Here is a 25,344-nt window from a genome sequence, read left to right on the forward strand (position 1 = left end):
AACATCAGAGGAGAAGCGCAAGGAAACACCGTGAAGTGAAGAGGGTCGTCAAAAAGGCTGAAATTCTCCATCAAAAGACGCGCCCTTCCATTGGTGTGAAGCATGGGCGTATCCCGTTGAACGGCCCAAGTTCATCCGCTTTGGGACAGCTTATCAAAGGGTTCAAGTATTAACCCAAAATATCAACCTGTGTGATTTTGATTCATTCTTTGAATGAACGAAATCACACAGGATACCAAGCGATAGCGCGGTAGGGTAGGCGTACAAAATTAGGGTGCCGGAGATATTGATCTATAAAGGTTGTCGAGAAAATCTTGACACATACATTTTTGATTTCCGAGTTGAAAATTCGTTAGGAATTCACTATAGTTAATGTGTAATTTATTGTCCGATTTCAGAAGGCATCGGCAATGATCCTTTTTGCTAGTAGCGAAAATTGGGTGAAAGTTATGGGAGGTATAAAATGGTAGCCCAAAATCATTCAGAACAGAGTCATAAAGAAAAACTTGATGTTCTGGAATCAACACAAACCATTATTCACGAGGCTTTAACCAAATTGGGGTATCCCGAAGAAGTGTATGAATTATTGAAAGAACCGTTGCGCATTTTAACGGTTCGCATTCCTGTCCGCATGGACGACGGCAGCATCAAAATTTTTACAGGCTACCGTGCACAACACAACGATTCTGTTGGGCCAACGAAAGGCGGCGTACGCTTTCACCCCGATGTTACAGAAACAGAAGTGAAAGCGCTGTCAATTTGGATGAGTCTGAAAGCGGGAATCGTCGACTTGCCCTATGGCGGCGGTAAGGGTGGCATTGTGTGCGATCCGAGGGAGATGTCTTTCAGAGAGCTGGAAGCATTGAGTCGAGGATATGTGCGTGCCATCAGCCAGATCGTCGGGCCGACAAAAGATATTCCGGCACCTGATGTCTTTACCAATTCGCAAATAATGGCTTGGATGATGGATGAGTACAGCCGAATCCGAGAATTTGATTCCCCAGGATTTATTACCGGTAAACCCCTTGTCCTCGGCGGGTCACATGGCCGTGAAACAGCGACAGCCAAAGGTGTGACGATTTGCATCCGCGAAGCCGCAAAGAAAAAAGGCATCGCATTGGAAGGCGCACGCGTTGTCGTTCAAGGGTTTGGCAATGCCGGAAGCTTTTTGGCAAAATTCATGCACGATGCTGGGGCAAAAGTCGTCGGGATTTCCGATGCCTACGGCGCGTTGTATGACCCAGACGGTTTAGACATCGATTATTTACTGGATCGCCGAGACAGCTTTGGAACGGTCACAAAACTGTTTAAAAATACAATTACGAATAAGGAACTTTTGGAATTAGATTGTGACATTCTCGTACCCGCTGCGATTGAAAATCAAATAACGGAAGAAAACGCACATAACATCAAAGCATCCATTGTCGTGGAAGCGGCGAACGGCCCGACCACATTACGGGCGACGGAAATTTTAACTGAGCGCGGCGTCCTCATCGTACCCGATGTTTTAGCGAGCTCCGGCGGTGTAACCGTTTCATACTTCGAATGGGTACAAAACAACCAAGGATATTATTGGTCGGAAAAAGAAGTTGAAGAAAAGCTCGAGGAAGTGCTGGTTAAAGCTTTCAACAACGTTTACAATACGGCACAGAATCGCAAAGTCAATATGCGACTTGCAGCGTATATGGTCGGTGTCCGCAAAATGGCCGAGGCTTCCCGGTTCCGCGGTTGGATTTAATCAGATATCTTGCATTCACTCCATGCTTCCCCTATGATTTTAGGGGAAGTTTTTATATGGCTATCATCAAGCGAACCGCGGTTCGCTTTTAGAGAAAGGCAAGATGGGGAGTGTTGATATGTCGGAGCATCGAGAGGATGTCATTATCATTGGTGCTGGACCATGCGGGTTATCGGCCGCGATTTACCTTCAAGAAGCAGGCATCGAACCGCTCGTGATTGAAAAAGGCAATATTGTCGAGTCTTTATACCGTTATCCGACCCACCAACAATTTTTTAGTTCCAGTGATAAATTAGAAATCGGTAACATGCCTTTTGTGACAGAACATCCGAAACCGAAACGCAATCAGGCGCTTACCTATTATCGGGAAGTCGCAAAACGCAAAAACATTCGCATTCGTCGGTTTGAAGAAGTCATTGAAGTTAAGAAAGAAGCGGATGAATGTTTTTCTATTGTGACGGATAAGAACGGGAAAAAAGCTTTCTATACCGCTCGATTTGTCGTCATCGCCACAGGTTATTACGATCATCCAAACTACATGGGCATTCCCGGGGAAGAGCTCCCGAAAGTTTTTCACTATTTTAAAGAAGCACACCCGTTTTTCGATTGCGATGTCGTCGTGATCGGAGGGAAAAATTCCGCCGTCGATGCCGCAATGGAGCTACACCGTGCAGGGGCACGTGTGACGGTTATCTATCGCGGTTCAGATTATTCCCCAAGCATCAAGCCGTGGATTTTACCGGAATTTCAATCCCTTGTGAAACACGGCTACGTTAAGATGATCTTTGATGCGGATGTCATTGAAATCACCGAAGACCGCGTCATTTATAAGAAAAACCAAGAAACGCATGAAATCGTCAATGACTTTGTCTTTGCCATGACCGGTTATCATCCGGACCATGCCTTTCTGAAGAAACTCGGCGTCGGCGTTGACCAAGAAACTGGTCGGCCTATTTATGATCAAGAAACAATGGAAACGAACGTTTCCGGCGTTTTCATCGCCGGTGTGATTGCCGCAGGAAACAATGCGAACGAAATTTTTATTGAAAACGGCCGCTTCCACGGTGAACCGATTGCTAAGACCATTAGCGCGCGCATAAAAAAACGGATGGTCAATGAACGATAGGCATGGTACGATAAAGGAAACGGAGGACAAATGAGGCGAAGACATGGTTGGCGTTATATCAGCAGCGATAGCCCCTGGGCTTGCACTATTATCTTATATTTATCTCAGAGATAAATACGAATCTGAACCAATCGGTATGGTTGTGAAATTATTCATCATCGGTTGCTTGCTCGTCTTACCGGTGATGGTCATTCAATATGCTCTACAAGCGGAACACCTTTTTCAGTATAAATGGGTGCAATCCTTCCTTGTTGCTGGTTTATTGGAAGAGTTTTTGAAATGGTTTATGATCATTTATACCGCCTATCATCACGCGGCTTTCTCCGAACGGTATGACGGCATTGTGTATGCCACGGCCGTCTCACTCGGTTTTGCGACGGCTGAAAACCTGTTTTATATCTATGCCTATGGGATTCATGTGGCGTTTTGGCGGGCGCTTTTACCGGTATCAGGACATGGCCTCTTTGGCATCATCATGGGTTATTACATTGGCTGTGCTAAATTTTCAAAAACGCCAAAGCGCTGGCTATTATTATCCCTTTTGCTTGTGAGCAGCTTGCATGGGATTTATGATTATATGGTATCCGCTGGTTTATCATGGGTTTATCTGATTTTACCTTTTATGTTGATATTGTGGATTTTTGCCTTATACAAAATGAAACGGTTAAATGAAAAACCAGATGCGTGGCTCGCTCGAGATCCGCAAATCACAGACCGCTTTTAAGGAACTCAACTCATTGTTGAGTTCTTTTTTTATGACGAAAAATAGGTGGCGATGCTTTTTTCATGTATCGCGCCATTTTGAATAAATAAGCGCTTTTGACAAAAAATACAGTTATGAGTTAACCAGTTCCAAATGATAGGGGCTTGATTTTTTTGCTTACCGATTAAAGGAGGTTTTGGAACGCGATGCATGGAATTCGAAAGCGCCTCTTGATGATTTTACTAGGCATCACCTTGAGCATCCCGCTTGCAGCGTTTTGGAATGAAAAGCCGGCACAAGCCTTTTCCCCACAAGTCATCCAGAAAGGGGCTACCGGCGATGACGTCATTGAACTTCAAGCCCGTCTACAGTATATCGGTTTTTACCGGGGTAAAATCGACGGTGTCTTCGGTTGGGGAACCTATTGGGCGCTACGTAACTTTCAACAAAAATTTGGTTTGAAAGTAGATGGTCTTGCTGGTCCCGATACGAAGAACAAACTCGTGCGTGTCTCCAAATATAACGAGTGGTATGTGAAATCAAATATTCGGAAAGGCAATGATTTTACGTATTACGGCGGAGTCCCATTAGAGAAACAATCGGCTCCCCACCCTAAAGTAAGAAAACCGAGCGGAAAACAGGCCGCGCCGACCCCAAATGCGGGCGGTGGCCGCCGTCAGACGGCCGCTAACAATGCGGAAGGAAATGATGCCAACTACAGCGTCAATAACCTGCCAGAAGGTTTTTCCCAACAAGATTTAAAGCTGTTAGCCAATGCGGTATACGGTGAAGCGCGTGGTGAACCGTATATAGGCCAGGTCGCGGTTGCTGCCGTAATTTTAAATCGGGTGGACAGTCCGATATTTCCGGATACAGTAGCCGGTGTCATTTTTGAACCCGGTGCGTTTACAGCGGTTTCAGACGGGCAAATCTGGCTGACACCGAATAAAACAGCCGAAAGAGCGGTGATCGATGCGCTTAATGGCTGGGATCCGACACATGGGGCTTTGTATTACTTTAACCCGGCAAAAGCGACTTCGGCTTGGATTTGGAGCCGACCGCAAATCTTAAAAATCGGGAAACACATTTTCTGTAAATAAAACGGAGGTGAAAAAATGGTCCGTAACGTCATCATCGGCGTCTTGGCTGTTGCTTTAGTGGCTGTCGGCATTTGGGGATATAAAGAACATCAAGATAAAAATGCCGTCTTAATTCATGCGGAAAACAATTATCAGCAGGCCTATCACAATTTAACTTACTATGTTGATCAAATCCACGACCATCTTGGCACTGCTTTAGCCGCAAGCTCCATGGATATGGCACGCCCGGAACTTTCGGAAGTATGGCGATTATCTTCCCTTGCGCGCGGGGATATTGGTCAGCTACCGCTTACACTTCTTCCATTTAATCAAACGGCTGAATTCTTGTCCAATTTAGGGAAATTCAGCTTTCAGACGGCTGTGCGCAGTGATCAAAAAATCTCAGGGGAACAATACCAACAACTGGAAGCTTTATACCGTCAATCGGACAAAATCGAAAATGACCTGCGCGATGTCCAGAAAAAAATCGCCGACCAAAACATGCGTTGGATGGATGTCGAAATGGCCCTCGCTTCACAAAAGCAACCGATGGATAACCAAATCATCGATGGATTGCGTACCGTCAACAAGAAAGTCGAAGGGTTCGATAATAAATGGGATCCGGCTGTCACACGTTCCTCGCTGGATGAATTAAGTAAGCTAAATCATTTAAGCGGGAAACCTGTTTCGGAAAGTGAAGCAGCCAAAAAGCTAAAGGCGTTTGTAGGCATAAAAAATGGCAGCGCAGAAGTACAAAAAATTGGCAAAGGCGCAAATTATAAAGGCTATACCGTAACAGTGAACGATCCAAAAACCCATCATACGGTCGTCGCTTCCATTACGGAAAAAGGTGGCCATGTTATCTGGTTCTTCAAGGAGCGCCCGGTTTCAGCTCGCCGATACAGCTTATATCGCGGCGATCTTTTAGCGAAGGAGTTTTTAAAGACTCACGGGTATCCAAAAATGGATCTCGTAAAAAGCGATCAGTATGATAATGTCGGTGTCTATACGTATGTTCGTTTGTTTGACGCGGTACGGGATTATCCGTCTTCCGTGCGGATTAAAGTCGCCTTGGATAATGGGGAAATCTTAGGATTTGATCAAAGGGAATACCTCGTACACATGTCAGACCAAAAAATCGATTTGAAACCGAAATTGACGAGTCGTGAGGCCAAAAAAGAGTTGAACAAAAATATGAAAGTCCAGGAGGAACATTTAGCCATTTACGAAAATGAGCTTGAGCAAAATGTCCTCTGTTATGAATATATCGCTACTAAAGGAAACGACACGTACCGCATTTTGGTCAATGCCAATACGGGTAAACAAGAAAAAGTGGAACTCATGAATGCCTAAACGAAGGTTGACACCAGAGGGCTTGCCCTTGGGTGTCAACTTTGTCTTTTTAAAGCAGCCAATGCCTTTATTAGGTATTGAATTTTTTCTTCGTACAGGCTTCTAAAATCGATGATAAGATGACATAATAGAGGTAATCGATGGAAAATTATGTGTTGGGGGTTATGGAGGATGCTTACGCCTGGGGATCGTCTGGAACTTGAATGGGTCAATGAGGAAGGTCAACGCGAACGGTACCAAACCGTGGTGGCCTCGCAATACAATCGACACTTATATGTAGAAATACCGTTGAATGTAAAAACAAAAAAATACGGTTATTTTCTGCTCGGTACTGTTTTTCATGCGACTTTTTATAAAAAAGAAAAAGCCTATCGTTTTGAAACCGAGTTGCTCGGACGCGTCCGAGAAAATGTTCCACTTTTACTCTTATCCTACCCTGGGGATGACCAGTTGCAAGTCATTCAGCGCCGTGATTATTTTCGTGTTGAAGCTGCACTGGATGTCGCCGTACACCCTGTCAACCGATCATTCAAACCGTTTACTACGTTGACTTATGATATAAGTGGGGGTGGATTATCCGCCTATCTGCCAAAAGAAGTATCAGAGAAATTACAGCCGGACATGGAAGTTGTTCTTTGGCTTGTTTTACCGATGTCCTCCGGACGATTGTACTATTTAAAAAATAAAAGCCGCCTGATCCGCGTGTATTCGGATAAAGGACGGTCACTTGCTTCCTTTCAGTTTATCCATTTGAAGAACTCGGAACGGATGCATGTGATGCGTTACTGTTTTGAGAGGGATTTATATTTAAAAAAAGAACTTGAGAGTAAAGGGGTGTGACAATTGAATGCCAAATGGGTTGAAAAATGGCTCATTCGGCTTTGCGTCATTCATTTGATTTTATTAATTATCGCTCAGTTCTTAATGGCGCATCGCGCATGGACGCCCTATTTGAATAAAGCTGTTCGGTATGAAGGGGTATTTGGGACTACATCAAAACAGACGGAATCGGTGGATGAACCGATTGGGTTATGGTATCATAAATAAGGCTTGAGACGGGAAACTTTTACCGACTCATGAAAATGATACTACATAAAAAAGCAGGATGCCTCCTGCTTTTTACATGATGTAAAGGATGTTTGTACATGGCATTGCAAATTGCGATTGATGGACCAGCCGCTGCAGGAAAAAGCACAGTGGCCAAACGGATTGCTGACCGACTCCACTACATCTACATCGATACCGGTGCAATGTATCGCGCGGTCACGTATAAAGCGTTAAAAAACAACATGGATCTGAATGACGGTCCTGCTTTAGCCGAGATGCTTCGGCACACTCACATTGATCTATTTGCAGGTAGAGATGGACAAACTGTCATTTTAGACGGGGAAGATGTCACCGATGTCATCCGGTCGCCTGAGGTGACCAATCATGTCTCATTTGTATCAAAACATCCAGAACTGCGCGAAGTGATGGTTGACAGGCAAAAGGCGCTGGCGGCAAAGGGCGGCGTTGTGATGGATGGTAGAGATATTGGCACACGCGTCATGCCGCATGCGGATGTCAAAGTGTTTTTGCAGGCTTCCGTTGAAGAAAGAGCAGAAAGGCGTTATAAAGAGCAAATAAAAAAAGGAATTAATACCCCTCTTGACGAATTAAAAAAAGAGATCGCATTGCGTGACGAGCGGGATCAAAAACAGCTGCAAAAAGCAGAAGATGCTATCGTCATCGATACGACGTCTTTATCGATCGAAGCCGTCACCGATAAGATCATGGATCTGATTAAAGAGAGGGTTAGGTCTCAGTGAGTCTCTACAGCGTGGGGAAAATTTTTGTTAAGGCCTATTTTAAATTTTTTTATCGATTAGAAGTCATTGGAGAAGACCACTTTGCAAAAATCCCGGAAGATCAAGGCATACTTCTTTGTGCCAATCACGTCAGCTTGCTGGACCCGCCAGCCATAGGCTGCGCAAGCCCGAGAGAATTAAGTTTCATGGCGAAAGCTGAACTTTTTAAAATTCCATTATTTAACAAGTTAATCACGACGCTAAATGCTTTCCCGATTAGACGCGGTCAAAGTGACCGAGCGTCACTTAAAACTGGGATCGATATTTTAAACCAAGGGAAAACACTTGTCGTTTTTCCAGAAGGGACGCGCTCGAAGGATGGGTTAATTGGCGAAGGTAAACCGGGTGCCGGTTTTCTTGCATTACGCTCGGATGCCGTCGTCATGCCTGTGGCGGTCATCGGCCGCTATAAATTGTTTCGCAAAACGAAAATTGCTTTCGGTGCTCCAATGCAAATGGACGAGATGCGCCTTTCGAAAGCAAGAGCGAATGAAGTGTCGGAGGCAATTATGGCAGAAATCAAAGCGCTTCATGAGAAATTTCAATCCTAAACGGATGTGCGTCACTTGACAAATAGACGGCTTTATTAGACTTTTAAATAAAGCGAATTTTTTATAATCGGCAGTTGAAATGATGATGCCTTCCTTCTAGATGGAAAAATATATTTACCAAAGAAAAACGCTTAGAAGGAGAACGTCATTGTGTCGTTGCTGAATTTAAGGAGGTCCTCAGTCTATGGTTGATGAACTGAACAATGAAATGACGACGTTTAACACCTTGTCTGTTGGGGATGTCGTCACTGGGAAAGTCACGAAAATTGAAGAGAAACATGCCCTTGTCGACGTCGGTTATAAAGTGGACGGGATTTTACCCATCAGTGAAATCTCGAGCCTGCATATAGAAAAGGTCAGCGATGCCTTAAATGTTGGTGATGAAATCACTGCGAAAGTGACGAAAATTAACGATGATGAACTCGTTTTATCCAAAAGAGATGCCGATGCCGATCGTGCATGGGGAGATTTGGAAGAGAAATTCCGTAACAATGAGACATTTACGGTACATATCGCTGATGTTGTCAAAGGCGGCCTAGTCGTTGATTTAGGCGTCCGCGCGTTTATTCCCGCATCCCTTGTGGAAAAGCATTATGTTGAAGATTTTTCCGACTATAAAGGGAAAGAATTGGATGTCAAAATCATTGAACTGGATCCGGAAAAACGTCGCGTGATTTTGAGCCATCGGGCCGTATTAGACGAACTCGCTGAACAAGCGAAACAAAAAACATTAGATGCCCTGAAACCGGGAGACATCGTCGAAGGGACCGTTCAACGCTTAACCGATTTTGGTGCTTTCGTCGATATCGGTGGCGTCGATGGACTTGTCCATATTTCGCAACTCGCCCATTATCGCGTTGAACAACCGTCTGATGTCGTCAAAGAAGGCGAGAAAGTGAAAGTCAAAGTGCTTTCCGTTGACCGTGATAACGAACGAATTTCCCTTTCCATTAAAGAAACGCAACCTGGTCCTTGGCAAGAAGCTGCTGAAAAAATTAAGCCAGGTGACGTCCTTGAAGGGAAGATTAAACGGCTTGTTCCGTTTGGCGCTTTTGTCGAACTTTTACCTGGCGTCGAAGGCCTTGTGCACATTTCGGAAATTTCTCATCGCCATATTGGTGTGCCAAGTGAAGTGCTTACTGAAGGTGACACCGTAAAAGTAAAAGTTTTGGACATCAATGTGCCTAACAAAAGAGTTTCTCTAAGCATCCGAGCCTTAGAGGAACCGACCGTCTCAAAGTCGGAAATCATTGAAGGAAAACCCGAAGAATCCACCGGTTTCTCTCTCGGTGATGTCATCGGAGAACAACTGGAAAAATACAAACAATAATCAATGGGTCAAACGAAGTCGGCCGTCTCTTAAGTCCAGATTCGGACTATTGGAGGCGGCTGCCCTTATTTTTGGGCGTCGAGTGGGTTGATCCAATGAGACGAGATTTTTGCCTATTTGGTTTATTTTCCGTCTTTTCCACTGATAATGGAAGCAGGAGGAAAACCAAAATGAGCGTTCTATTTTATTGGATCATATGGGGTTTCTGGATTTATTGTGCGTTTCTGATGAATAAAACGACCTGTCGAAGTCGAATGATGTTTGGCTTATTAATCATCATTATTAGTGCCGGCTACACTTTTTCTTTCGACGCAGTCACCATCAACGGCGCATGGCTATTGCTCCTTGTTGCAGGGTATGTTTTTTATATGAGGCGACCGTTATGGCAGGTGTTCCGATTATGCCTTTCGAATATGACAGTCACGATCGTCTACAGCCTCATTCATATTTATTGGTTAATGGACCCAGCCATTTTTCTAGTCATTGATCCTTGGGTATTTAGTGTTGTCCTTGCGGTTTTCACCATGTTCATCGTCAAAACGTATCATGAGCGGCTTGTCACTGGAATTATCGGAATCGGACAAGGCAATGGCCTCCTTATGCTGATTTTTTACCCTTATGAAAATGTTCTCGGAAACAGCGAATGGTTGAATACCGTAGCGGTGTGCGTTTTGACAATGAGCATTTGGGAAGGTTTACGCCTGCTTTCCGGTAAACTGCAAGCGACGCTCGGTAAGCCCTTTCATGAAAGATTGTAAAGGACCCTCATTGCCCACCTGCTCGGTTTCTGGTAATATGAAAAGGCTTGTATACCATACATATTGTTAAAACCGAGTGTATCGGTATGGAACTGTATGCAAAGGAAGTGACGTACATTGAGTTTACCGGTAGTTGCCATCGTCGGCCGACCAAATGTTGGTAAATCGACGATTTTTAACCGCATCGTTGGTGAACGGGTCGCCATCGTCGAAGATCTTCCCGGCGTGACAAGGGACCGGATATATGGTGAAGCCGAATGGTTAGGACAACGCTTCAACGTTATTGATACGGGCGGCATCGATTTAGGGGATGAGCCGCTCCTCGTACAAATTCGCGAACAGGCCGAATTAGCCATAGAAGAGGCGGATGTCATTTTATTCATCGTCGATGGTCGGGATGGCTTGACGGGTTCCGACCAAGATGTGGCAAATATTTTGTATCGTTCCGAAAAACCTGTCGTTATTGGGGTTAATAAGGTGGATAACCCTGAACGCAAGGATAATCTCTTTGATTTTTATTCCCTCGGCCTCGGTGAGCCGATACCGATTTCCGGCGCCCATGGCACAGGGATCGGCGATTTATTGGAGGAAATCGTTAAGCATTTCCCGAATCGTGACACATCGGAATACGACGACTCTGTGATCCGGTTTTGTTTAATCGGTCGACCAAATGTAGGGAAATCATCGCTTGTTAACGCGATTCTCGGCCGAGAGCGCGTAATCGTCAGCAATATCCCCGGAACGACCCGCGATGCCATCGACACGCCATTCAAAGCTAACGGCAAAGACTATGTGATCATTGATACGGCTGGCATGCGAAAAAGAGGGAAAATCTATGAGAAAACCGAAAAATATAGTGTACTGAGAGCTGAGCGCGCGATTGAACGCTCCGATGTCGTTCTCGTCGTTTTAAACGGTGAAGAGGGGATTATTGAACAAGATAAAAGGATTGCAGGATACGCGCATCAAGCGGGCCGAGCCGTTATTATCGTCGTCAATAAATGGGATGCGGTCGAAAAAGACGAAAGAACGATGGATCAATTCCGCCGAAAAATTCGCGATCATTTTCAATTTTTAAGCTATGCCCCAATTGTGTTCGTTTCGGCAAAGACGAAGCAGAAGATGCATCAGCTCATTCCCATGATCGACCGGGTTGCCGAAAATCACAGTCTGCGCGTGAAAACAAGCGCTTTAAATGAATGCTTAGCCGATGCGGTTGCCATTACCCCGCCGCCGTCTGATAAAGGGCGCCGTTTAAAAATTTTTTATGCCACCCAAGTTGGGGTCAAACCGCCGACCTTCGTGTATTTCTGCAATGATCCGGAACTTGTCCATTTTTCTTATGAGCGGTATTTGGAAAATAAATTGCGCGAAGCTTTCGGTTTTATCGGGACACCAATAAAACTCATCGCTAGAAAAAGAAATGAAACTTAATGGGAGGGGGGTACCCTGATGTTTTCGGCTCTATCATTTATTTTGGCTTATCTCATTGGGGCGATCAGCTTTAGCATCATTCTTACAAAACTGATTAAAAAAGAGGACATTCGCCGCTTTGGCAGCGGTAATGCCGGCGCGACAAATACGTTGAGGGTGCTTGGTAAAGGTCCGGCGGTCGCTGTACTCCTATTGGATATTTTAAAAGGCATTGTCAGTATATTACTCGCTTTTGCCTTTGGGCTTTCCGATTGGGGGATTGCCTTAACCGGTTTAGCGGCCATTGTTGGGCATGTCTGGCCGATTTATTACGGTTTTCGTGGGGGTAAAGGTGTGGCCACGACGATCGGCGTGATCAGCATGCTTTTGCTCGTTCCCGGAGCGATTGCCGGCGTTCTAGCTATTCTGGCAATTGTCTTGACCCGTTACGTGTCGTTAGGTTCCTTGATTTTTACGATCGCCACACCCATTGTGGCTTTGATCCTAGGAAATTATCCCTCATCTTATGTCATCGTCGCAGGGATCATCGCTGTTATATCGGTATGGAAACATCGGGCCAATATCAGCCGATTGATCAGCGGAACCGAGAATAAAATCGGCTCTGGAGCAAAAAAAAGCGTAAACTAAACTGATTATTGGAGGTAAGTGATGATGAAAGAGACCGTCACAGTCATCGGAGCAGGAAGCTGGGGAACGGCCCTTGCCATCGTCTTGGCCGATAACGGTCGAAGCGTCCGGTTGTGGGGAAGAAACCGAGAACAAATAGAAGCGATTAATAAAGAACACCGCAATGAACGGTATCTTCCTGGGGTCGACCTACCCAATTTAATCTATGGAACGACAGATCTTGAAGAAGCGCTGTCAGAGACGGAGACGGTCGTCCTAGTCACGCCGACAAAAAGCATGCGTGAGGTGCTCGGAAAAATAAAAAACCACCTCAAGCATCCGGTGACGTTCGTTCATGCATCAAAAGGGATTGAACCCGGTACCTTTAAACGGATATCGGAAATGATTGAGGAAGAAATACCGTCTGAATGGATTCGAGCCGTCGTCGTGTTGTCCGGGCCGAGCCATGCTGAGGAAGTATCCCGCCGTCAACCGACAACGGTTACGGCTGCCTCGGTGGATGTTCGAGCAGCTAAAAGAATTCAAGACTTGTTCATCAATCAAAATTTTCGCGTCTATACAAATGACGATGTGATTGGTGTGGAAATCGGCGGTGCACTAAAAAACATTATCGCGCTTGGCGCTGGCATTTCCGATGGACTCGGGTACGGTGATAATGCCAAAGCCGCTTTAATGACGCGCGGACTTGCGGAAATTACCCGGCTTGGCGTTCAAATGGGTGCCCACCCTTTGACTTTTACCGGTCTTGCCGGAATGGGCGATTTAATCGTCACATGTACAAGTACGCACAGCCGCAATTGGCGCGCCGGTCATATGCTCGGTCAGGGTCACACATTGGAACAGACGCTTGATGCAATCGGAATGGTCGTCGAAGGTGTTCGCACGACGAAAGCAGCTTATTTTTTGGCGAAAGAACAAAAGGTTTCGATGCCTATCACGGAAATGCTTTACAAAGTGCTTTTTGAAGCAAAAGACCCGAAGTCGGCTGTCGATGAACTGATGGGCCGAAATAAGCGGAGCGAATACAATGATCTTACTGAAATGCTCTCCGAAAAAATCAAAAGCGGTGACAGCCCTTTTTAAGATTTAAGAATTTAAAGCGCGCACATGGAAGCTCACCTCACCATATAATGTGTTGAACGCATGGAAAAGGAGGGCTTTCATGGATCCGAATCATCCATTTTTCGACCAAATAGAAAAAAGGACAAACGTCAAAAGAGAAGATATTTTTGCTTTAGCCCAATCCATTGCTAACGCGAATTTTCAAGACGAAGCGACCGTGCGTCAAATCGTCGGCCGAGTGGCCAAATTGGCGAATGTGGATGTTCCCAAAGAAAAAGAAGATAAAATTGTGCAATCGATCATTTCTAATAACATTCCCATGAATCTTTCTTCCTTGGCCAAAATGTTTGAGAAAAGGTAAAAAACTGGGCCAACGTCAGCGACAATACAATCTTTTAAGGCATACGGTATAAGGAATACACAAAACAATCCTATTAAGGGCTGTCAAAAACGGAAGGTTTTAGTCACTCGCCGAAAGAAAGCACCGCTTTCTTTCGACATTTTTTTTGGGGGTCAGTCCCCCACTAATTTAAAGTGCTAAAGCAAAACATTAAAAAAAGCTTATTACTGTAACTTTATTGCTTTAATGCATTAGTGTGATGGGGGACTGACCCCATATAGGATAAGTGCGCCTAAGGGGATAGCTATCGATGGGACCTATTTCTATGCGAGGTGTTTTTAGTGCTTTAAAGCGTTGGGGGACTGACCCCTTTATTAACTCTTGCGAAAATGTTGAAAATACAATAGAGTTTATAGAGGAGATGATGATAGCGGCGGGGCCGTTGTAAGGAGGAGTTGGTATGACCACGGGTATGGCTAGTATGTGGCTTTCCTTTGTGGCGATGGGGTTAATGATTGCCTCAGCACTGCTTATTATGTTTTCGCGCGCAAAGGTTACCGGCATGATTCGTTATCTCTTATCACTCATTGCTTATGCTATGTTCATCATCGGGGGGCTCCTGATGTTTCTCGTCGTTATTTCAGGTCCAGTCTAATCAGAGAACAAGAGCACTTCCTCTACGATGAGCGAAAAAGGATGTCTGTATGAAACGGAAAAACATTTACATCATCTTAGCAATGTGCCTAGTTATACTGTCGGGTTGTTTGAATCCCGGCAATGAAAAAGCACAAAACCATATAGCCTATCAATCAGATTTGACGGCTGTTCAAGAAGCGGTGAATGCCTACCGAAAGGACCATAATGGGCTGCTTCCGATCAAAAACAGTACGGAAAAAACGCCGATTTATAAAAAGTACCCGATTGACTTCGATAAATTAGCGCATTATATGGCCAATCCTCCAACAAACGCCTATGAAGAAGGCGGCATCTTTCAGTACGTCTTAGTAGATGTGGAAACCCATCCGACTGTCAAAGTCATTGATTTGACTTTGACGAATAAAGTCGAAGAGATTCAAATGAAGATCAATAATTTCCGCGCCATCCATCACTTCTCACCGATTAAAAATATTGTGATGAACGGCGTCTACACGATCGACTATCAGGATCTTGGCTATGAACGCCCGCCATATGTCATCAGTCCATACAGCGGTAAACAACTTGGTTTTGTGATTGACAACCGTTCAAAAGTTTATATCAATTACCTACCAGACATTTATGAAGCCGTTAAAGCTTCAGGAAAGGCATATCAGGAAGGAAAAGACTTGCGTCCGCTGCTCGTTTCAAAAAGCGCATTCGTACCGGTTGAATCCCTTCCCTATACGTTAAAAAATGGACAAGTCACCTTTTTACTAAACCATTGAACTACCACCACTTAATTTTCTAATGAAAATTTGAAGTGGGAGATTCCTTCGTAGAGGGTTCCAACGAACTCTAATTTAGCCCGCCGGAAAGAACAGGCTTTGAAAAGCGCTTTGCTTGTGGAAGGAGTCTTCTGGCTTTGCTCTGATAAAAATCTTTGACATAAAAGGTTTTCCGATTTTCTATAATTTTAGGCATCAAACCGCCTCTCCCAAAATAATCTGTATTGGGAGAGATTTTTTATGCTTTCAATCTGATAAACACCCACACATGTGTTTATATCAAAAAGGCATAATTGATGGACAAAGTCATAGTTATATAGTAATTGACAATGGCTTTTCAAGATTATGTTGATCGGGAGGGTTCAAAGTGGAAAGAGTCGATATTTTCAAAGATATCGCAGAGCGCACGGGTGGGGACATCTACCTGGGTGTTGTTGGGGCCGTGCGGACGGGGAAATCGACATTCATCAAAAAGTTTATGGAATTGGTCGTGCTCCCGAACATTCAAAATGATTCCGAACGAGCCCGGGCGCAAGATGAGCTACCGCAAAGCGGTGCCGGACGGCAAATCATGACGACCGAGCCAAAATTTGTCCCGAATAACGCTGTGGCGGTTAAGGTCGATGAAGGGCTGGAAGTCAACATCCGGCTCGTAGATTGCGTCGGTTATGCAGTGGCAGGGGCAAAAGGGTTCGAGGATGAAAATGGTCCAAGAATGGTCCATACACCATGGTATGATGAACCCATACCATTTCAAGAGGCGGCGGAAATCGGCACGCGCAAAGTCATTCAAGAACATTCGACATTGGGGGTTGTCGTGACGACCGATGGCTCAATTGGCGATATTGCTCGTCAAGATTACATTGAGGCCGAAGAACGGGTTGTCGAAGAATTAAAAGAAGTCGGCAAACCCTTTATCATGATCGTGAATTCCAGCCACCCGCACCATCCAGACACGCAAGCATTAAGAAAAGAACTGGCAGAAAAATACGATATACCGGTACTCGCTCAAAGCGTGGAAAATTTAACGGAACATGACATCAACAATATTCTACGTGAAGCTTTATACGAATTCCCTGTGCTCGAAGTCAACGTCAATCTGCCGAGCTGGGTCATGGTGCTGAACGAGGATCACTGGTTGCGCGCAAGTTATGAAGAAGCCGTTAAAAATACCGTCAAAGACATTAAACGGCTGCGCGATGTTGACCGCGTTGTCGGCCATTTCCGCGATTTTGATTTCATTGAAGAAGCACATTTGGCGGGCATGGAAATGGGGCAAGGCATTGCGGAAATCGATTTGTATGCCCCAGATGATCTCTATGACCAAATCTTAAAAGAAGTCGTCGGCGTTGAAATCAGAGGAAAAGACCATCTCCTCCAACTCATGCAAGAATTTGCCTATGCCAAGAGAGAATATGACCAAGTCGCCGATGCTCTAAAGATGGTCAAACAAACCGGATACGGCATCGCAGCGCCGTCCATTAATGACATGAGCCTTGACGAACCGGAAATCATCCGTCAAGGATCGCGTTTCGGTGTCCGGTTGAAAGCGGTGGCGCCGTCTATTCACATGATCAAAGTGGATGTGCAATCGGAATTCGCCCCGATTATCGGCACTGAAAAACAGAGTGAAGAACTTGTCCGTTATCTCATGCAAGATTTTGAAGATGATCCACTATCGATTTGGAATTCTGATATTTTCGGGCGCTCCCTTAACTCCATCGTCAGGGAAGGCATATCAGCGAAATTAGCCTTAATGCCGGAAAACGCCCGCTATAAACTCAAAGAAACGCTCGAACGCATCATCAATGAAGGATCGGGCGGCCTCATTGCCATCATTTTATAGAAACGGGCTCTCGTTTCGGCGAGGGTCTTTTCTTTTTTACAGACATTAAATAGAAATAAATGGTAAAAAACCAATAAAAAAGCTGGAAAAACGAGAAAAAAGCATAAAACCATTAAAAAAACGTTGAAATATCGCGGAGCTTCATTTAATATATCGTTGAAACCAGCTTTTTGTCGAAAAGACAAAGCTGAATCCTTCAAAGGAGGTGAAGGCTTTGAATAAGACCGAATTAGTGAATGCCGTGGTTGAATCCACGCAATTGTCCAAAAAAGACGCTGCCAAAGCGGTTGATTCTGTATTCTCCGCTATTACAGAAGCCCTAAAAGAAGGCGGTAAAGTACAATTGGTCGGTTTCGGTAACTTTGAAGTTCGTGAACGTGCAGCACGCAAGGGTCGTAACCCGCAAACCGGGGAAGAAATCGATATTCCTGCGAGCAAAGTGCCGGCTTTCAAACCAGGTAAGGCCCTTAAGGATGCTGTCAACTAAACCATACATAGGGCGCAAAAGAGCTGCCATTTTCGGCGGCTCTTTTTTTGCATGGGAAAGCTTTTTAGGCCTGCATAAGGGTAACTAAGGCAATGCTATTGCCCATAGGTCTTACGAGTGCCAAGCTGTCCCCATTGACATAACCAAGGATTGTGCAAGTGACACAATGGACAAATCCGATGAAGCGGTTCGATTATCTGCTTTTATAGCTTTCTTATTTGTCGTTTTAAGCAAAAAGCTCGACAATATCTGAAGGGTATACGAAAAATAATGAGAATAAGGTTGATCTCCCACCCAACAATATTTGCTCTCGAACTAAAAAACATTATGGCGGTGGCTTTACCTAAACTTTGGATCCACGAATGGCGCGTATAATACCATGCGTACGGGGCGAAAATTTTTGCTAACGTGTGACGGGTGTGTTATCATTTTAATGATACATATGGACTTTCGCTTGAGGAGGACAAGTCGTGTCTGTCGATAAAGAAAAAGTCGAACGGGCGGTTCGGATGATCATTGAAGCGATCGGCGAAGACCCGAATAGGGAAGGACTATTGGAAACGCCGAAACGCGTCGCCCGTATGTACGAGGAAATTTTCCAAGGCTTGGACCAAGACCCGAGGGATTATTTCGCAACCATATTTGGTGAAGATCACGAGGAACTTGTTCTAGTTAAAGATATTCCGTTTTATTCGATGTGCGAACACCATCTCGTACCGTTCTACGGCATGGCTCATGTGGGCTATATCCCGCGCGGTGGCCGGGTGACAGGACTGAGTAAATTAGCTCGCGCCGTCGAAGCGGTGGCCAAGCGGCCGCAACTTCAAGAAAGAATTACCTCGACGATTGCCGATGCCATCGTCGAAACACTTGACCCACACGGCGTGATTGTCGTCATCGAGGCCGAGCATATGTGTATGACGATGCGAGGCGTTAAGAAACCAGGAGCAAAAACCGTTACCTCTGCCGTCAGGGGCATTTTTGTCAAAGATGCCTCGGCACGTGCAGAAGCATTGTCTTTAATCAAGGGTTGACGTCTAATTTTCGGAGGGAAATATGAAAGAAGAGGCATTAAGCGAATTTATCGTCATAAAGGCGTTGGAAAACGGGGTCAATGTCATCGGTTTAACAAGAGGAGCAGATACACGCTTTCATCATTCAGAAAAGCTCGATAAAGGTGAGGTTATGGTCGCCCAGTTCACGGAACATACATCTGCGATCAAAATCAGGGGTAAAGCCATTATACAAACGCGGCATGGTGAATTAACATCCGGGGAATAATAACTGGTAAAGCTCATATTGATTTACTTTAAGTGGATTTTTATGGAACATCTTTGCTTTTACGGGGGGCGCGTGATGACGTTAGATGGACGGATAAATCAAATCAAAAGACAGATCAATGAGCGGACGCAGCACCCCTTTCTTGATCGATTTATAGAAAAACCGGACATAGATGAGGACAAGATTAGAATCCTAGCCTTGATGTTTGAAGAAAACGGCGAATATGGTGATGCGCTTCAGTGCATCACAGCGGTCATGCTCATGCAAATGGCATTGGATATGCATGACTTTGTTGATAATGCCGACTTCAGCCAACCGTTGCGACAAAGACAATTGAGCGTCTTAGCAGGCGATTACTATAGTTCGCAATATTATTGCTTATTATCCGAAGCTGGGGCTTTTTCCATGATTCGTTCGTTGGCAAGAGGCATCCGTCTTTTAAACGAAGAGAAGGTCCGCCTCGTTCAAGGCACGTGGCAATGGCCGCAATTTATCCACTTGATCGAAAAAATTGAAGCATCGCTCATCATAGCTCTGGCCGACTTTTTACATCTTTCTGATTGGGTGCCGTTTATTCAATCCTATTTTGCTTATAAACGCATTCTTAAAGAGAAAAATACCTGGCAATCCGGAAGACCTTCGTCTTTCCTTCGGCCGCTTTTTCATGCGGACATGGTGAAAAAAAGTGAATTTTTAGCTAGGTGTGACGAGTTTCTTCTGGTATTAAAAGAACGGCTCGAGGCGCTTATGCGGCAAGCCAGCGGGAATCATCACATTTTTCATGCTTTTGACCCGATTTGGAAAGCACAAGACGAGGTGGCGCCGAATTCTTTGGCGGGAGAAGGGTTTTAATGAACGAAGAAAAACGCGAGAAAGTGCACCACGTTTTCCAACAGATTTATAAAAAATATGATTTTATGAACTCATTAATTAGTTTTAACCAGCATAAAGGCTGGCGGAAAAAAGCGCAACAACTCATGGATGTTGAAACCGGCCAAAAAGTCTTAGATGTGTGTTGCGGCACAGGTGATTGGACCATAGCGCTGAGTGAAGCAGTCGGGCCGACTGGACAGGCCGTCGGCTTGGATTTTAGTGAAAATATGCTTTCGGTCGCTCGACACAAACTGGAACAAAAAGGGCTAAAAAACTGGAAGTTGGATCACGCCGATGCCATGCACATGCCTTATGAGGATGGAACTTTTGACAGGGTGTCTATCGGTTTCGGCTTGCGCAATGTCCCGGACTATCTTCAAGTTTTAAAAGAAATTTACCGCGTGTTAAAGCCAGGTGGAACGTTGACTTGTCTGGAAACATCACAGCCATCCATTCCTGGTTATTCACAGCTTTTCTTTTTTTATTTTCGCTTTATCATGCCGGTGTTAGGAAAAATGTTTGCGGGGAGTTATAAAGAATATGTCTGGCTGTACGAATCCACGCGAACTTTTCCAAATAAACAAGCCCTTGCCGATTTATTTCGGGAAGCCGGTTTCCGAAACGTCCGCTATACGTCTTTAACCGGCGGCATTGCAGCCATCCATCAGGGAACGAAACTTTAAAGCGCTTTAAGAAAGTATGACTCAATGATAAAGGTGAAGGGCCCATGAGTTTAGGGACAATTTATAATGCATTAAAACCTGAATTGCAGAAGATTGAGGATCGGATTGAACAAGTGTTGAAAAGCGGGCAACCGATTGTCAACCAAGCTGCCTTTCAGCTTTTGAAAGCAGGGGGAAAACGGATCCGCCCCATATTCGTTCTTCTCGCATCCCGCTTTGGAGAAGGGCAAACTGAACGCGTTCTGGATGTGGCCGTCACTTTAGAACTGATTCATATGGCCTCACTGGTACATGATGATGTCATCGATGACGCTGAACTCCGGCGCGGCAAAAAAACAGTGAAAGCCGAGTGGAATAACCGGGTCGCCATGTATACCGGCGATTTTATTTTTGCGCGAGCCCTTGATTTAATCGGCGGTTGGTCCGATCAAAGGATTCATGGCATTCTCTCACATGCCATTCGCGAAATGACGATTGGGGAAATCGTGCAAATTCGTGATCAATATAACTGGCAACAAAGTCTTCGTCAATATTTACTAAGAATTAAGCGGAAAACCGCCCTTTTAATGGCCATCAGCTGTCAGCTGGGGGGGCTTGCGAGCGGTGCGAAACTTAACACTGTGGAACTTCTTTACCGCTTTGGCTATTATATTGGAATGAGCTATCAAATCGTTGATGATATTTTAGATTTTACGGGAACCGAAAAACAACTCGGTAAACCTGCCGGAGGCGACTTGCGGCAAGGACATGTCACCCTTCCGGCGCTCTTTGCTTTAACGAATCCAGCCATTAACGCAGAGCTGAAACAAAAACTGGATGAAGCGCGAAAGACCGGCATCGGTTGGGATGAAGCGATCCGCATCATTAAAACATCACCAGCCATTGAACAAGCAAAAGATGTGAGCGATCGTTACTTGGAAAAAGCTTTTCGGGTGCTTGATCGCATGACTCCGGATGAACCAACCGCTTTTTTAAAAGAAATCGCCCGTTATATTGGAAAGCGAAAGTTCTAGTCTTTAAAAATCGAGTTTGTCACTTGGCCGCGGATTTGGTAGACTATAAGCGATAATGAGGGTTTCCCCTTTTTTATTTAGAAAAGAAAGGAACGATTGTTGATGGAGAGAACATTTTTAATGGTTAAACCGGATGGCGTACAGCGCAATCTGATCGGTGAAATCGTCAGCCGTTTTGAAAAGAAAGGCTTTAAGCTCGTTGGTGCTAAACTGATGCACATCTCTCAAGAGCTGGCTGAAAAACATTATGCGGAACACAAAGAACGTCCATTTTTCGGTGAACTCGTGAGCTTCATCACTTCTTCTCCGGTTTTTGCGATGGTCTGGGAAGGCGAGAACGTCATTGCTGCAGCGCGCGCGATGATGGGGAAAACGAATCCATTGGAAGCAGCGCCAGGGACGATTCGCGGTGATTATGGGGTACAAGTGAGCCAAAATATTATCCATGGTTCAGACTCCCCAGAGAGCGCGGCGCGTGAAATCCAGCTGTTCTTTAATGATGATGAATTGTTAAGTTACGAAAAAGCGGTGGATAAGTGGGTATAACCTACACTTACATAACATCAAATTACTGAGGCTGGCTTTTCGGCATCACATTCGGCATACTTTATTGCTGAATGATGATCTTGCCAAAAGCCACCTTTTTTATAAATAAAGAAGGGGAAAGACATGGCGGACGGGTATGAACGCTTTATCGCCGATATGAAGCAATTGACGGGGATCGATCTTTCGCTTTATAAAGAAGAGCAAATGAGAAGGCGGTTAACCGCATTAAAGAACAAATACCAGGCGGCTGATTTCCACGAATATTTTACGCTTCTCAAACAGGATGCCCGTTTATTGGATGAGTGTCTCGATCGGATGACGATCAATGTCAGCAGCTTTTTCCGAAACCGAAAGCGATGGACCTATTTGGAAGAGCACATCCTTCCGAAACTAATTGAAAAACGAAAAGGGAAACTAAAAATTTGGAGCGCCGCTTGTTCGACAGGCGAAGAACCATACACCTTGGCGATGATTCTGTCAAAATTTTTGCCGCTGACTGACTTTACCATTTTGGCAACGGATATTGATGCAAAAGTCCTTGAGAAGGCTCAAACCGGTCTTTACGATGAACGGGCGTTTCAAGAATGCACAAAAGACGAGATCAAAACGCACTTTACACAAGAAGGAAAACTCTATCGGATCACCCCTCGTCTGAAACAACCGATTCGCTTTAAAAAGCATAATTTATTAAGTGACCCTTATGAACGCGGTTTTGATTTAATCGTTTGTCGGAATGTTTTAATTTATTTTACCGATCAAGCCAAAGAAAAAATCTATGCCTCTTTTTCCGAATCGCTAATGCCCGGTGGATTTTTATTTGTCGGAAGCACGGAGCAAATCTTTCATCCACATACATTTCATCTGCAATCTTCAGCGACCTTTTTTTACCAACGGATGAAGGAAGAGGTGGCATTAAAAAATTGATTTAACAGGAGGGATCCGGATGCGATTTTTGACGGCGGGTGAATCACACGGCCCGCAGCTAACAGCGATTTTAGAAGGTTGTCCGTCGGGATTGGAATTAACAGAAGACATGATCAACTGGGAATTGGAAAGGCGGCAAAAAGGTTACGGTCGCGGCCGGCGCATGAAAATTGAGAGTGACCGCGTGCAAATTTTAAGCGGTGTGCGCCACGGCCGGACGACAGGTGGTCCGATCACGCTAGTCATCGAAAATAAAGATTGGTCGCACTGGACGGACATCATGGGCGTGGAACCGATCAGCGACCCCACCCAAGTGAAAAAAAGGGTGACGCGGCCGCGGCCGGGACATGCGGATTTGAATGGTGCTATCAAATACGGGCATCGTGATATGCGGGATGTTCTTGAACGGTCTTCTGCCCGGGAAACCGCCGCGCGCGTTGCGGTCGGTGCCGTTGCTAAGCAATTTCTTTCCGCTTTAGGTATTGACATCGCCGGTCGGGTTGTTGCCATTGGCGGCGAATGGGATCGGACGTCTTCGACAGACATTGCCTTTATCAAAAAAGTAACCGAAGCTTCCCCGGTTCGGTGTTTAGACAAGGATGCCGAAGCGCGCATGATCAGAGTGATTGATCAAGCAAAAGAGAACGGTGACTCCGTCGGCGGGGTAGTGGAAGTAATCGCGACAGGCGTACCAATCGGTCTCGGCAGTCATGTGCATTATGATCGTAAATTGGATGCCAAAATCGCCCTAGCCGTTTTAAGCATTAATGCTTTTAAGGGCGTGGAGTTCGGCGAAGGTTTTCGCATGGCTGAGCTTTTTGGCAGCCAAGTCCACGATGAAATCATTTGGTCTGAAGAAACAGGCTATTCTCGAAAAACGAATCGGTTAGGCGGTTTTGAAGGCGGAATGACTTCGGGCATGCCGATTATCGTGCGCGGCGTCATGAAGCCGATTCCGACACTCCTTAAACCTTTGCAAAGCATCGATATCGAAACGAAGGAGCCTTTTAAAGCGAGCATTGAACGCACCGATAACTGTGCCGTGCCAGCCGCAAGCGTCGTATGCGAAGCAGCCGTTGCTTGGGAGCTAGCTTGTAGCGTCCAAGAAAAATTCGGCGGCGATCAGATGAAGGAAATTATTCGCGATGTCGAACGGTATCGTGAAGAGGTGAAATCGTTTTAATGGAATCTCTATGGATTCAAACGAAGACCGGGCAATATCCCGTTTATATTGGTAAGGGGTTAAGACACCGTCTCTCGGAATTAATCCAAGGTAACCCAACCGCCTTTTTCGTCATTACGGATGACAAAGTCGCCCCGCACTATCTGGATGATGTCATGCAAGCATTAGATAAAGTTTCGCCCGTTTATTCCTACACGGTACCGGCTGGTGAACCCGCCAAATCATTTGCCGTATATAAAACGCTCATCGATGAATGCGTGCGCCTCCGTCTTGATCGAGGTGCCGCCATCGTAGCGCTTGGCGGCGGTGTTATTGGCGATTTGGCTGGGTTTACGGCGGCAACTTATTTACGGGGCATTGACTATATTCAAATGCCAACGACGCTCCTTGCCCATGATAGTAGTGTCGGCGGCAAAGTCGGCATTAATCATGAGGAAGGGAAGAATTTGATCGGCGCGTTTTACCCACCTCAAGCCGTCATCTATGATACGGCTACCTTGTCGACACTTCCTGCCAGGGAATGGCGGAGCGGGTTTGTCGAAATGATTAAGCATGCGATGCTCGATTCCGAAATGTTTTTGTCTGAATTAAAAGAAAGGTTTCAAGACGAGAGTAAATTGACGGTTGAGAACATCGAACCGTGGCTCGCGAAGGCGATCGCCGTCAAAGCTAACATTGTCTCACAGGATGAAAAAGAAAAAGGCTTGCGGGCGGTGTTAAATTTGGGTCATACCTTAGGCCATGCGCTCGAAAAAGAAGCGGGGTATGGGAGTTGGTCGCATGGGGAAGCCGTTGCCGTTGGTCTCTTGTTTGCCTTAAAACTCAGTGAAGCGCACTACGGCATACAGCTCGACACGAATGGCATCCGCGCGTGGTTTCTAAAATTAGGGCTAAGGGTGAGGCTTCCGGAAGACATTGACCGAAATCGACTCATCCAGCGCATGTATCAAGACAAAAAGCGAAAAGGAGAAACGCTTCGCTTTATTCTACTAAAAAAATATGGCCAGCCCGTGATTCAATCGCTACCCGAATCCGTTGTCAGCAAGCATTTAGAAGATTTTTAGAAAATATGTCTCATTTGGGTAAAAAGATGATTGTGGAGGCCAAAAGAAAAAACCTTGGAAGTGGTGTTGGATTTA

28 protein-coding genes are annotated in these 25,344 nt (G+C 45.2%); all 28 read left to right on the forward strand.

Annotated features, from left to right (window positions below; translation table 11 throughout):
• Window positions 1–463: 463 nt before the first annotated feature.
• The 28 genes from H532_RS0100010 to aroB all read left to right on the forward strand — a co-directional run bounded on the left by H532_RS0100010 (window position 464) and on the right by aroB (window position 25,269).
• Entirely contained in the window at window positions 464–1,738 is a 1,275-nt protein-coding gene (locus H532_RS0100010) for a Glu/Leu/Phe/Val family dehydrogenase (protein WP_027723744.1), read from the forward strand.
• Window positions 1,739–1,856: 118 nt separating this feature from the next.
• Window positions 1,857–2,864 carry a YpdA family putative bacillithiol disulfide reductase gene (locus H532_RS0100015; RefSeq protein WP_027723745.1) on the forward strand — a complete coding sequence of 336 codons (1,008 nt, stop codon included), beginning with the start codon at window positions 1,857–1,859 and terminating at the stop codon, window positions 2,862–2,864.
• 43 nt (window positions 2,865–2,907) lie between these two features.
• On the forward strand, window positions 2,908–3,588 hold the full coding sequence (prsW, locus tag H532_RS17425) for a glutamic-type intramembrane protease PrsW (protein WP_051263030.1): 681 nt from the start codon (window positions 2,908–2,910) through the stop codon (window positions 3,586–3,588).
• A 212-nt stretch (window positions 3,589–3,800) separates the two neighbouring features.
• Complete coding sequence (sleB, locus tag H532_RS0100030) at window positions 3,801–4,667, forward strand: spore cortex-lytic enzyme (protein ID WP_155994924.1); 867 nt, start codon at window positions 3,801–3,803, stop codon at window positions 4,665–4,667.
• Between the two features lie 15 nt (window positions 4,668–4,682).
• Window positions 4,683–5,999 carry a germination protein YpeB gene (gene ypeB / locus H532_RS0100035; protein WP_027723747.1) on the forward strand — a complete coding sequence of 439 codons (1,317 nt, stop codon included), beginning with the start codon at window positions 4,683–4,685 and terminating at the stop codon, window positions 5,997–5,999.
• Window positions 6,000–6,170: 171 nt separating this feature from the next.
• Window positions 6,171–6,839, forward strand: coding sequence for a flagellar brake protein (locus tag H532_RS0100040; RefSeq protein WP_027723748.1), 669 nt, complete (start codon window positions 6,171–6,173; stop codon window positions 6,837–6,839).
• A gap of 3 nt (window positions 6,840–6,842) precedes the next feature.
• Entirely contained in the window at window positions 6,843–7,046 is a 204-nt protein-coding gene (locus H532_RS0100045; protein ID WP_027723749.1) for a DUF5359 family protein, read from the forward strand.
• Window positions 7,047–7,144: 98 nt separating this feature from the next.
• Complete coding sequence (cmk, locus tag H532_RS0100050) at window positions 7,145–7,807, forward strand: (d)CMP kinase (protein WP_038111175.1); 663 nt, start codon at window positions 7,145–7,147, stop codon at window positions 7,805–7,807.
• A gap of 11 nt (window positions 7,808–7,818) precedes the next feature.
• The gene (locus tag H532_RS0100055) at window positions 7,819–8,397 is read left to right on the forward strand and encodes a lysophospholipid acyltransferase family protein (protein WP_245566376.1); all 579 of its coding nucleotides are present in this window, start codon (window positions 7,819–7,821) and stop codon (window positions 8,395–8,397) included.
• A 184-nt stretch (window positions 8,398–8,581) separates the two neighbouring features.
• Entirely contained in the window at window positions 8,582–9,727 is a 1,146-nt protein-coding gene (gene rpsA, locus H532_RS0100060) for a 30S ribosomal protein S1 (RefSeq protein ID WP_027723752.1), read from the forward strand.
• A 170-nt stretch (window positions 9,728–9,897) separates the two neighbouring features.
• Entirely contained in the window at window positions 9,898–10,485 is a 588-nt protein-coding gene (locus H532_RS0100065) for a YphA family membrane protein (protein ID WP_027723753.1), read from the forward strand.
• A 117-nt stretch (window positions 10,486–10,602) separates the two neighbouring features.
• The gene (gene der / locus H532_RS0100070) at window positions 10,603–11,919 is read left to right on the forward strand and encodes a ribosome biogenesis GTPase Der (RefSeq protein ID WP_027723754.1); all 1,317 of its coding nucleotides are present in this window, start codon (window positions 10,603–10,605) and stop codon (window positions 11,917–11,919) included.
• 18 nt (window positions 11,920–11,937) lie between these two features.
• Complete coding sequence (plsY, locus tag H532_RS0100075; RefSeq protein WP_038111177.1) at window positions 11,938–12,546, forward strand: glycerol-3-phosphate 1-O-acyltransferase PlsY; 609 nt, start codon at window positions 11,938–11,940, stop codon at window positions 12,544–12,546.
• A 24-nt stretch (window positions 12,547–12,570) separates the two neighbouring features.
• Window positions 12,571–13,629, forward strand: a complete 1,059-nt coding sequence (locus tag H532_RS0100080; protein ID WP_027723756.1) for an NAD(P)H-dependent glycerol-3-phosphate dehydrogenase — start codon at window positions 12,571–12,573, stop codon at window positions 13,627–13,629.
• A gap of 79 nt (window positions 13,630–13,708) precedes the next feature.
• Entirely contained in the window at window positions 13,709–13,969 is a 261-nt protein-coding gene (locus tag H532_RS0100085) for a stage VI sporulation protein F (RefSeq protein WP_027723757.1), read from the forward strand.
• Between the two features lie 439 nt (window positions 13,970–14,408).
• On the forward strand, window positions 14,409–14,603 hold the full coding sequence (locus tag H532_RS0100095) for a DUF2768 domain-containing protein (RefSeq protein ID WP_027723758.1): 195 nt from the start codon (window positions 14,409–14,411) through the stop codon (window positions 14,601–14,603).
• A 49-nt stretch (window positions 14,604–14,652) separates the two neighbouring features.
• Window positions 14,653–15,369 carry a hypothetical protein gene (locus H532_RS0100100; RefSeq protein WP_027723759.1) on the forward strand — a complete coding sequence of 239 codons (717 nt, stop codon included), beginning with the start codon at window positions 14,653–14,655 and terminating at the stop codon, window positions 15,367–15,369.
• Window positions 15,370–15,736: 367 nt separating this feature from the next.
• Window positions 15,737–17,215, forward strand: a complete 1,479-nt coding sequence (gene spoIVA, locus H532_RS0100110; protein WP_027723760.1) for a stage IV sporulation protein A — start codon at window positions 15,737–15,739, stop codon at window positions 17,213–17,215.
• A 214-nt stretch (window positions 17,216–17,429) separates the two neighbouring features.
• Window positions 17,430–17,702: an HU family DNA-binding protein gene (locus tag H532_RS0100115; RefSeq protein ID WP_038111180.1), complete on the forward strand. Its 273-nt coding sequence runs from the start codon at window positions 17,430–17,432 to the stop codon at window positions 17,700–17,702.
• Window positions 17,703–18,172: 470 nt separating this feature from the next.
• Entirely contained in the window at window positions 18,173–18,736 is a 564-nt protein-coding gene (gene folE, locus H532_RS0100120; RefSeq protein ID WP_027723762.1) for a GTP cyclohydrolase I FolE, read from the forward strand.
• Window positions 18,737–18,758: 22 nt separating this feature from the next.
• Entirely contained in the window at window positions 18,759–18,983 is a 225-nt protein-coding gene (gene mtrB, locus H532_RS0100125; protein ID WP_027723763.1) for a trp RNA-binding attenuation protein MtrB, read from the forward strand.
• Between the two features lie 75 nt (window positions 18,984–19,058).
• Window positions 19,059–19,835 carry a heptaprenyl diphosphate synthase component 1 gene (locus H532_RS0100130; RefSeq protein WP_027723764.1) on the forward strand — a complete coding sequence of 259 codons (777 nt, stop codon included), beginning with the start codon at window positions 19,059–19,061 and terminating at the stop codon, window positions 19,833–19,835.
• The gene (locus tag H532_RS0100135; RefSeq protein WP_027723765.1) at window positions 19,835–20,539 is read left to right on the forward strand and encodes a demethylmenaquinone methyltransferase; all 705 of its coding nucleotides are present in this window, start codon (window positions 19,835–19,837) and stop codon (window positions 20,537–20,539) included. The genes H532_RS0100130 and H532_RS0100135 overlap by 1 nt, the downstream gene beginning before the upstream one ends.
• 44 nt (window positions 20,540–20,583) lie before the next feature.
• Complete coding sequence (gene hepT / locus H532_RS0100140) at window positions 20,584–21,552, forward strand: heptaprenyl diphosphate synthase component II (protein ID WP_027723766.1); 969 nt, start codon at window positions 20,584–20,586, stop codon at window positions 21,550–21,552.
• A gap of 102 nt (window positions 21,553–21,654) precedes the next feature.
• Entirely contained in the window at window positions 21,655–22,098 is a 444-nt protein-coding gene (gene ndk / locus H532_RS0100145; protein WP_027723767.1) for a nucleoside-diphosphate kinase, read from the forward strand.
• Window positions 22,099–22,221: 123 nt separating this feature from the next.
• Window positions 22,222–23,022, forward strand: coding sequence for a CheR family methyltransferase (locus H532_RS0100150; RefSeq protein ID WP_027723768.1), 801 nt, complete (start codon window positions 22,222–22,224; stop codon window positions 23,020–23,022).
• A gap of 19 nt (window positions 23,023–23,041) precedes the next feature.
• On the forward strand, window positions 23,042–24,205 hold the full coding sequence (gene aroC, locus H532_RS0100155; protein WP_027723769.1) for a chorismate synthase: 1,164 nt from the start codon (window positions 23,042–23,044) through the stop codon (window positions 24,203–24,205).
• On the forward strand, window positions 24,205–25,269 hold the full coding sequence (gene aroB / locus H532_RS0100160) for a 3-dehydroquinate synthase (protein WP_027723770.1): 1,065 nt from the start codon (window positions 24,205–24,207) through the stop codon (window positions 25,267–25,269). The genes aroC and aroB overlap by 1 nt, the downstream gene beginning before the upstream one ends.
• The last annotated feature ends 75 nt before the right edge of the window (window positions 25,270–25,344 follow it).

This window comes from Tuberibacillus calidus DSM 17572, from assembly GCF_000430685.1.
Classification (GTDB): domain Bacteria; phylum Bacillota; class Bacilli; order Bacillales; family Sporolactobacillaceae; genus Tuberibacillus; species Tuberibacillus calidus.

Coding starts and splice junctions, on each gene's coding strand:
- H532_RS0100010 (WP_027723744.1), top strand. CDS start 464: ATGGTAGCCCAAAATCATTCAGAACAGAGTCATAAAGAAAAACTTGAT.
- H532_RS0100015 (WP_027723745.1), top strand. CDS start 1,857: ATGTCGGAGCATCGAGAGGATGTCATTATCATTGGTGCTGGACCATGC.
- prsW (WP_051263030.1), top strand. CDS start 2,908: ATGGTTGGCGTTATATCAGCAGCGATAGCCCCTGGGCTTGCACTATTA.
- sleB (WP_155994924.1), top strand. CDS start 3,801: ATGATTTTACTAGGCATCACCTTGAGCATCCCGCTTGCAGCGTTTTGG.
- ypeB (WP_027723747.1), top strand. CDS start 4,683: ATGGTCCGTAACGTCATCATCGGCGTCTTGGCTGTTGCTTTAGTGGCT.
- H532_RS0100040 (WP_027723748.1), top strand. CDS start 6,171: ATGCTTACGCCTGGGGATCGTCTGGAACTTGAATGGGTCAATGAGGAA.
- cmk (WP_038111175.1), top strand. CDS start 7,145: ATGGCATTGCAAATTGCGATTGATGGACCAGCCGCTGCAGGAAAAAGC.
- rpsA (WP_027723752.1), top strand. CDS start 8,582: ATGGTTGATGAACTGAACAATGAAATGACGACGTTTAACACCTTGTCT.
- H532_RS0100065 (WP_027723753.1), top strand. CDS start 9,898: ATGAGCGTTCTATTTTATTGGATCATATGGGGTTTCTGGATTTATTGT.
- plsY (WP_038111177.1), top strand. CDS start 11,938: ATGTTTTCGGCTCTATCATTTATTTTGGCTTATCTCATTGGGGCGATC.
- H532_RS0100080 (WP_027723756.1), top strand. CDS start 12,571: ATGAAAGAGACCGTCACAGTCATCGGAGCAGGAAGCTGGGGAACGGCC.
- H532_RS0100085 (WP_027723757.1), top strand. CDS start 13,709: ATGGATCCGAATCATCCATTTTTCGACCAAATAGAAAAAAGGACAAAC.
- H532_RS0100095 (WP_027723758.1), top strand. CDS start 14,409: ATGACCACGGGTATGGCTAGTATGTGGCTTTCCTTTGTGGCGATGGGG.
- H532_RS0100100 (WP_027723759.1), top strand. CDS start 14,653: ATGAAACGGAAAAACATTTACATCATCTTAGCAATGTGCCTAGTTATA.
- mtrB (WP_027723763.1), top strand. CDS start 18,759: ATGAAAGAAGAGGCATTAAGCGAATTTATCGTCATAAAGGCGTTGGAA.
- H532_RS0100130 (WP_027723764.1), top strand. CDS start 19,059: ATGACGTTAGATGGACGGATAAATCAAATCAAAAGACAGATCAATGAG.
- H532_RS0100135 (WP_027723765.1), top strand. CDS start 19,835: ATGAACGAAGAAAAACGCGAGAAAGTGCACCACGTTTTCCAACAGATT.
- hepT (WP_027723766.1), top strand. CDS start 20,584: ATGAGTTTAGGGACAATTTATAATGCATTAAAACCTGAATTGCAGAAG.
- ndk (WP_027723767.1), top strand. CDS start 21,655: ATGGAGAGAACATTTTTAATGGTTAAACCGGATGGCGTACAGCGCAAT.
- H532_RS0100150 (WP_027723768.1), top strand. CDS start 22,222: ATGGCGGACGGGTATGAACGCTTTATCGCCGATATGAAGCAATTGACG.
- aroC (WP_027723769.1), top strand. CDS start 23,042: ATGCGATTTTTGACGGCGGGTGAATCACACGGCCCGCAGCTAACAGCG.
- aroB (WP_027723770.1), top strand. CDS start 24,205: ATGGAATCTCTATGGATTCAAACGAAGACCGGGCAATATCCCGTTTAT.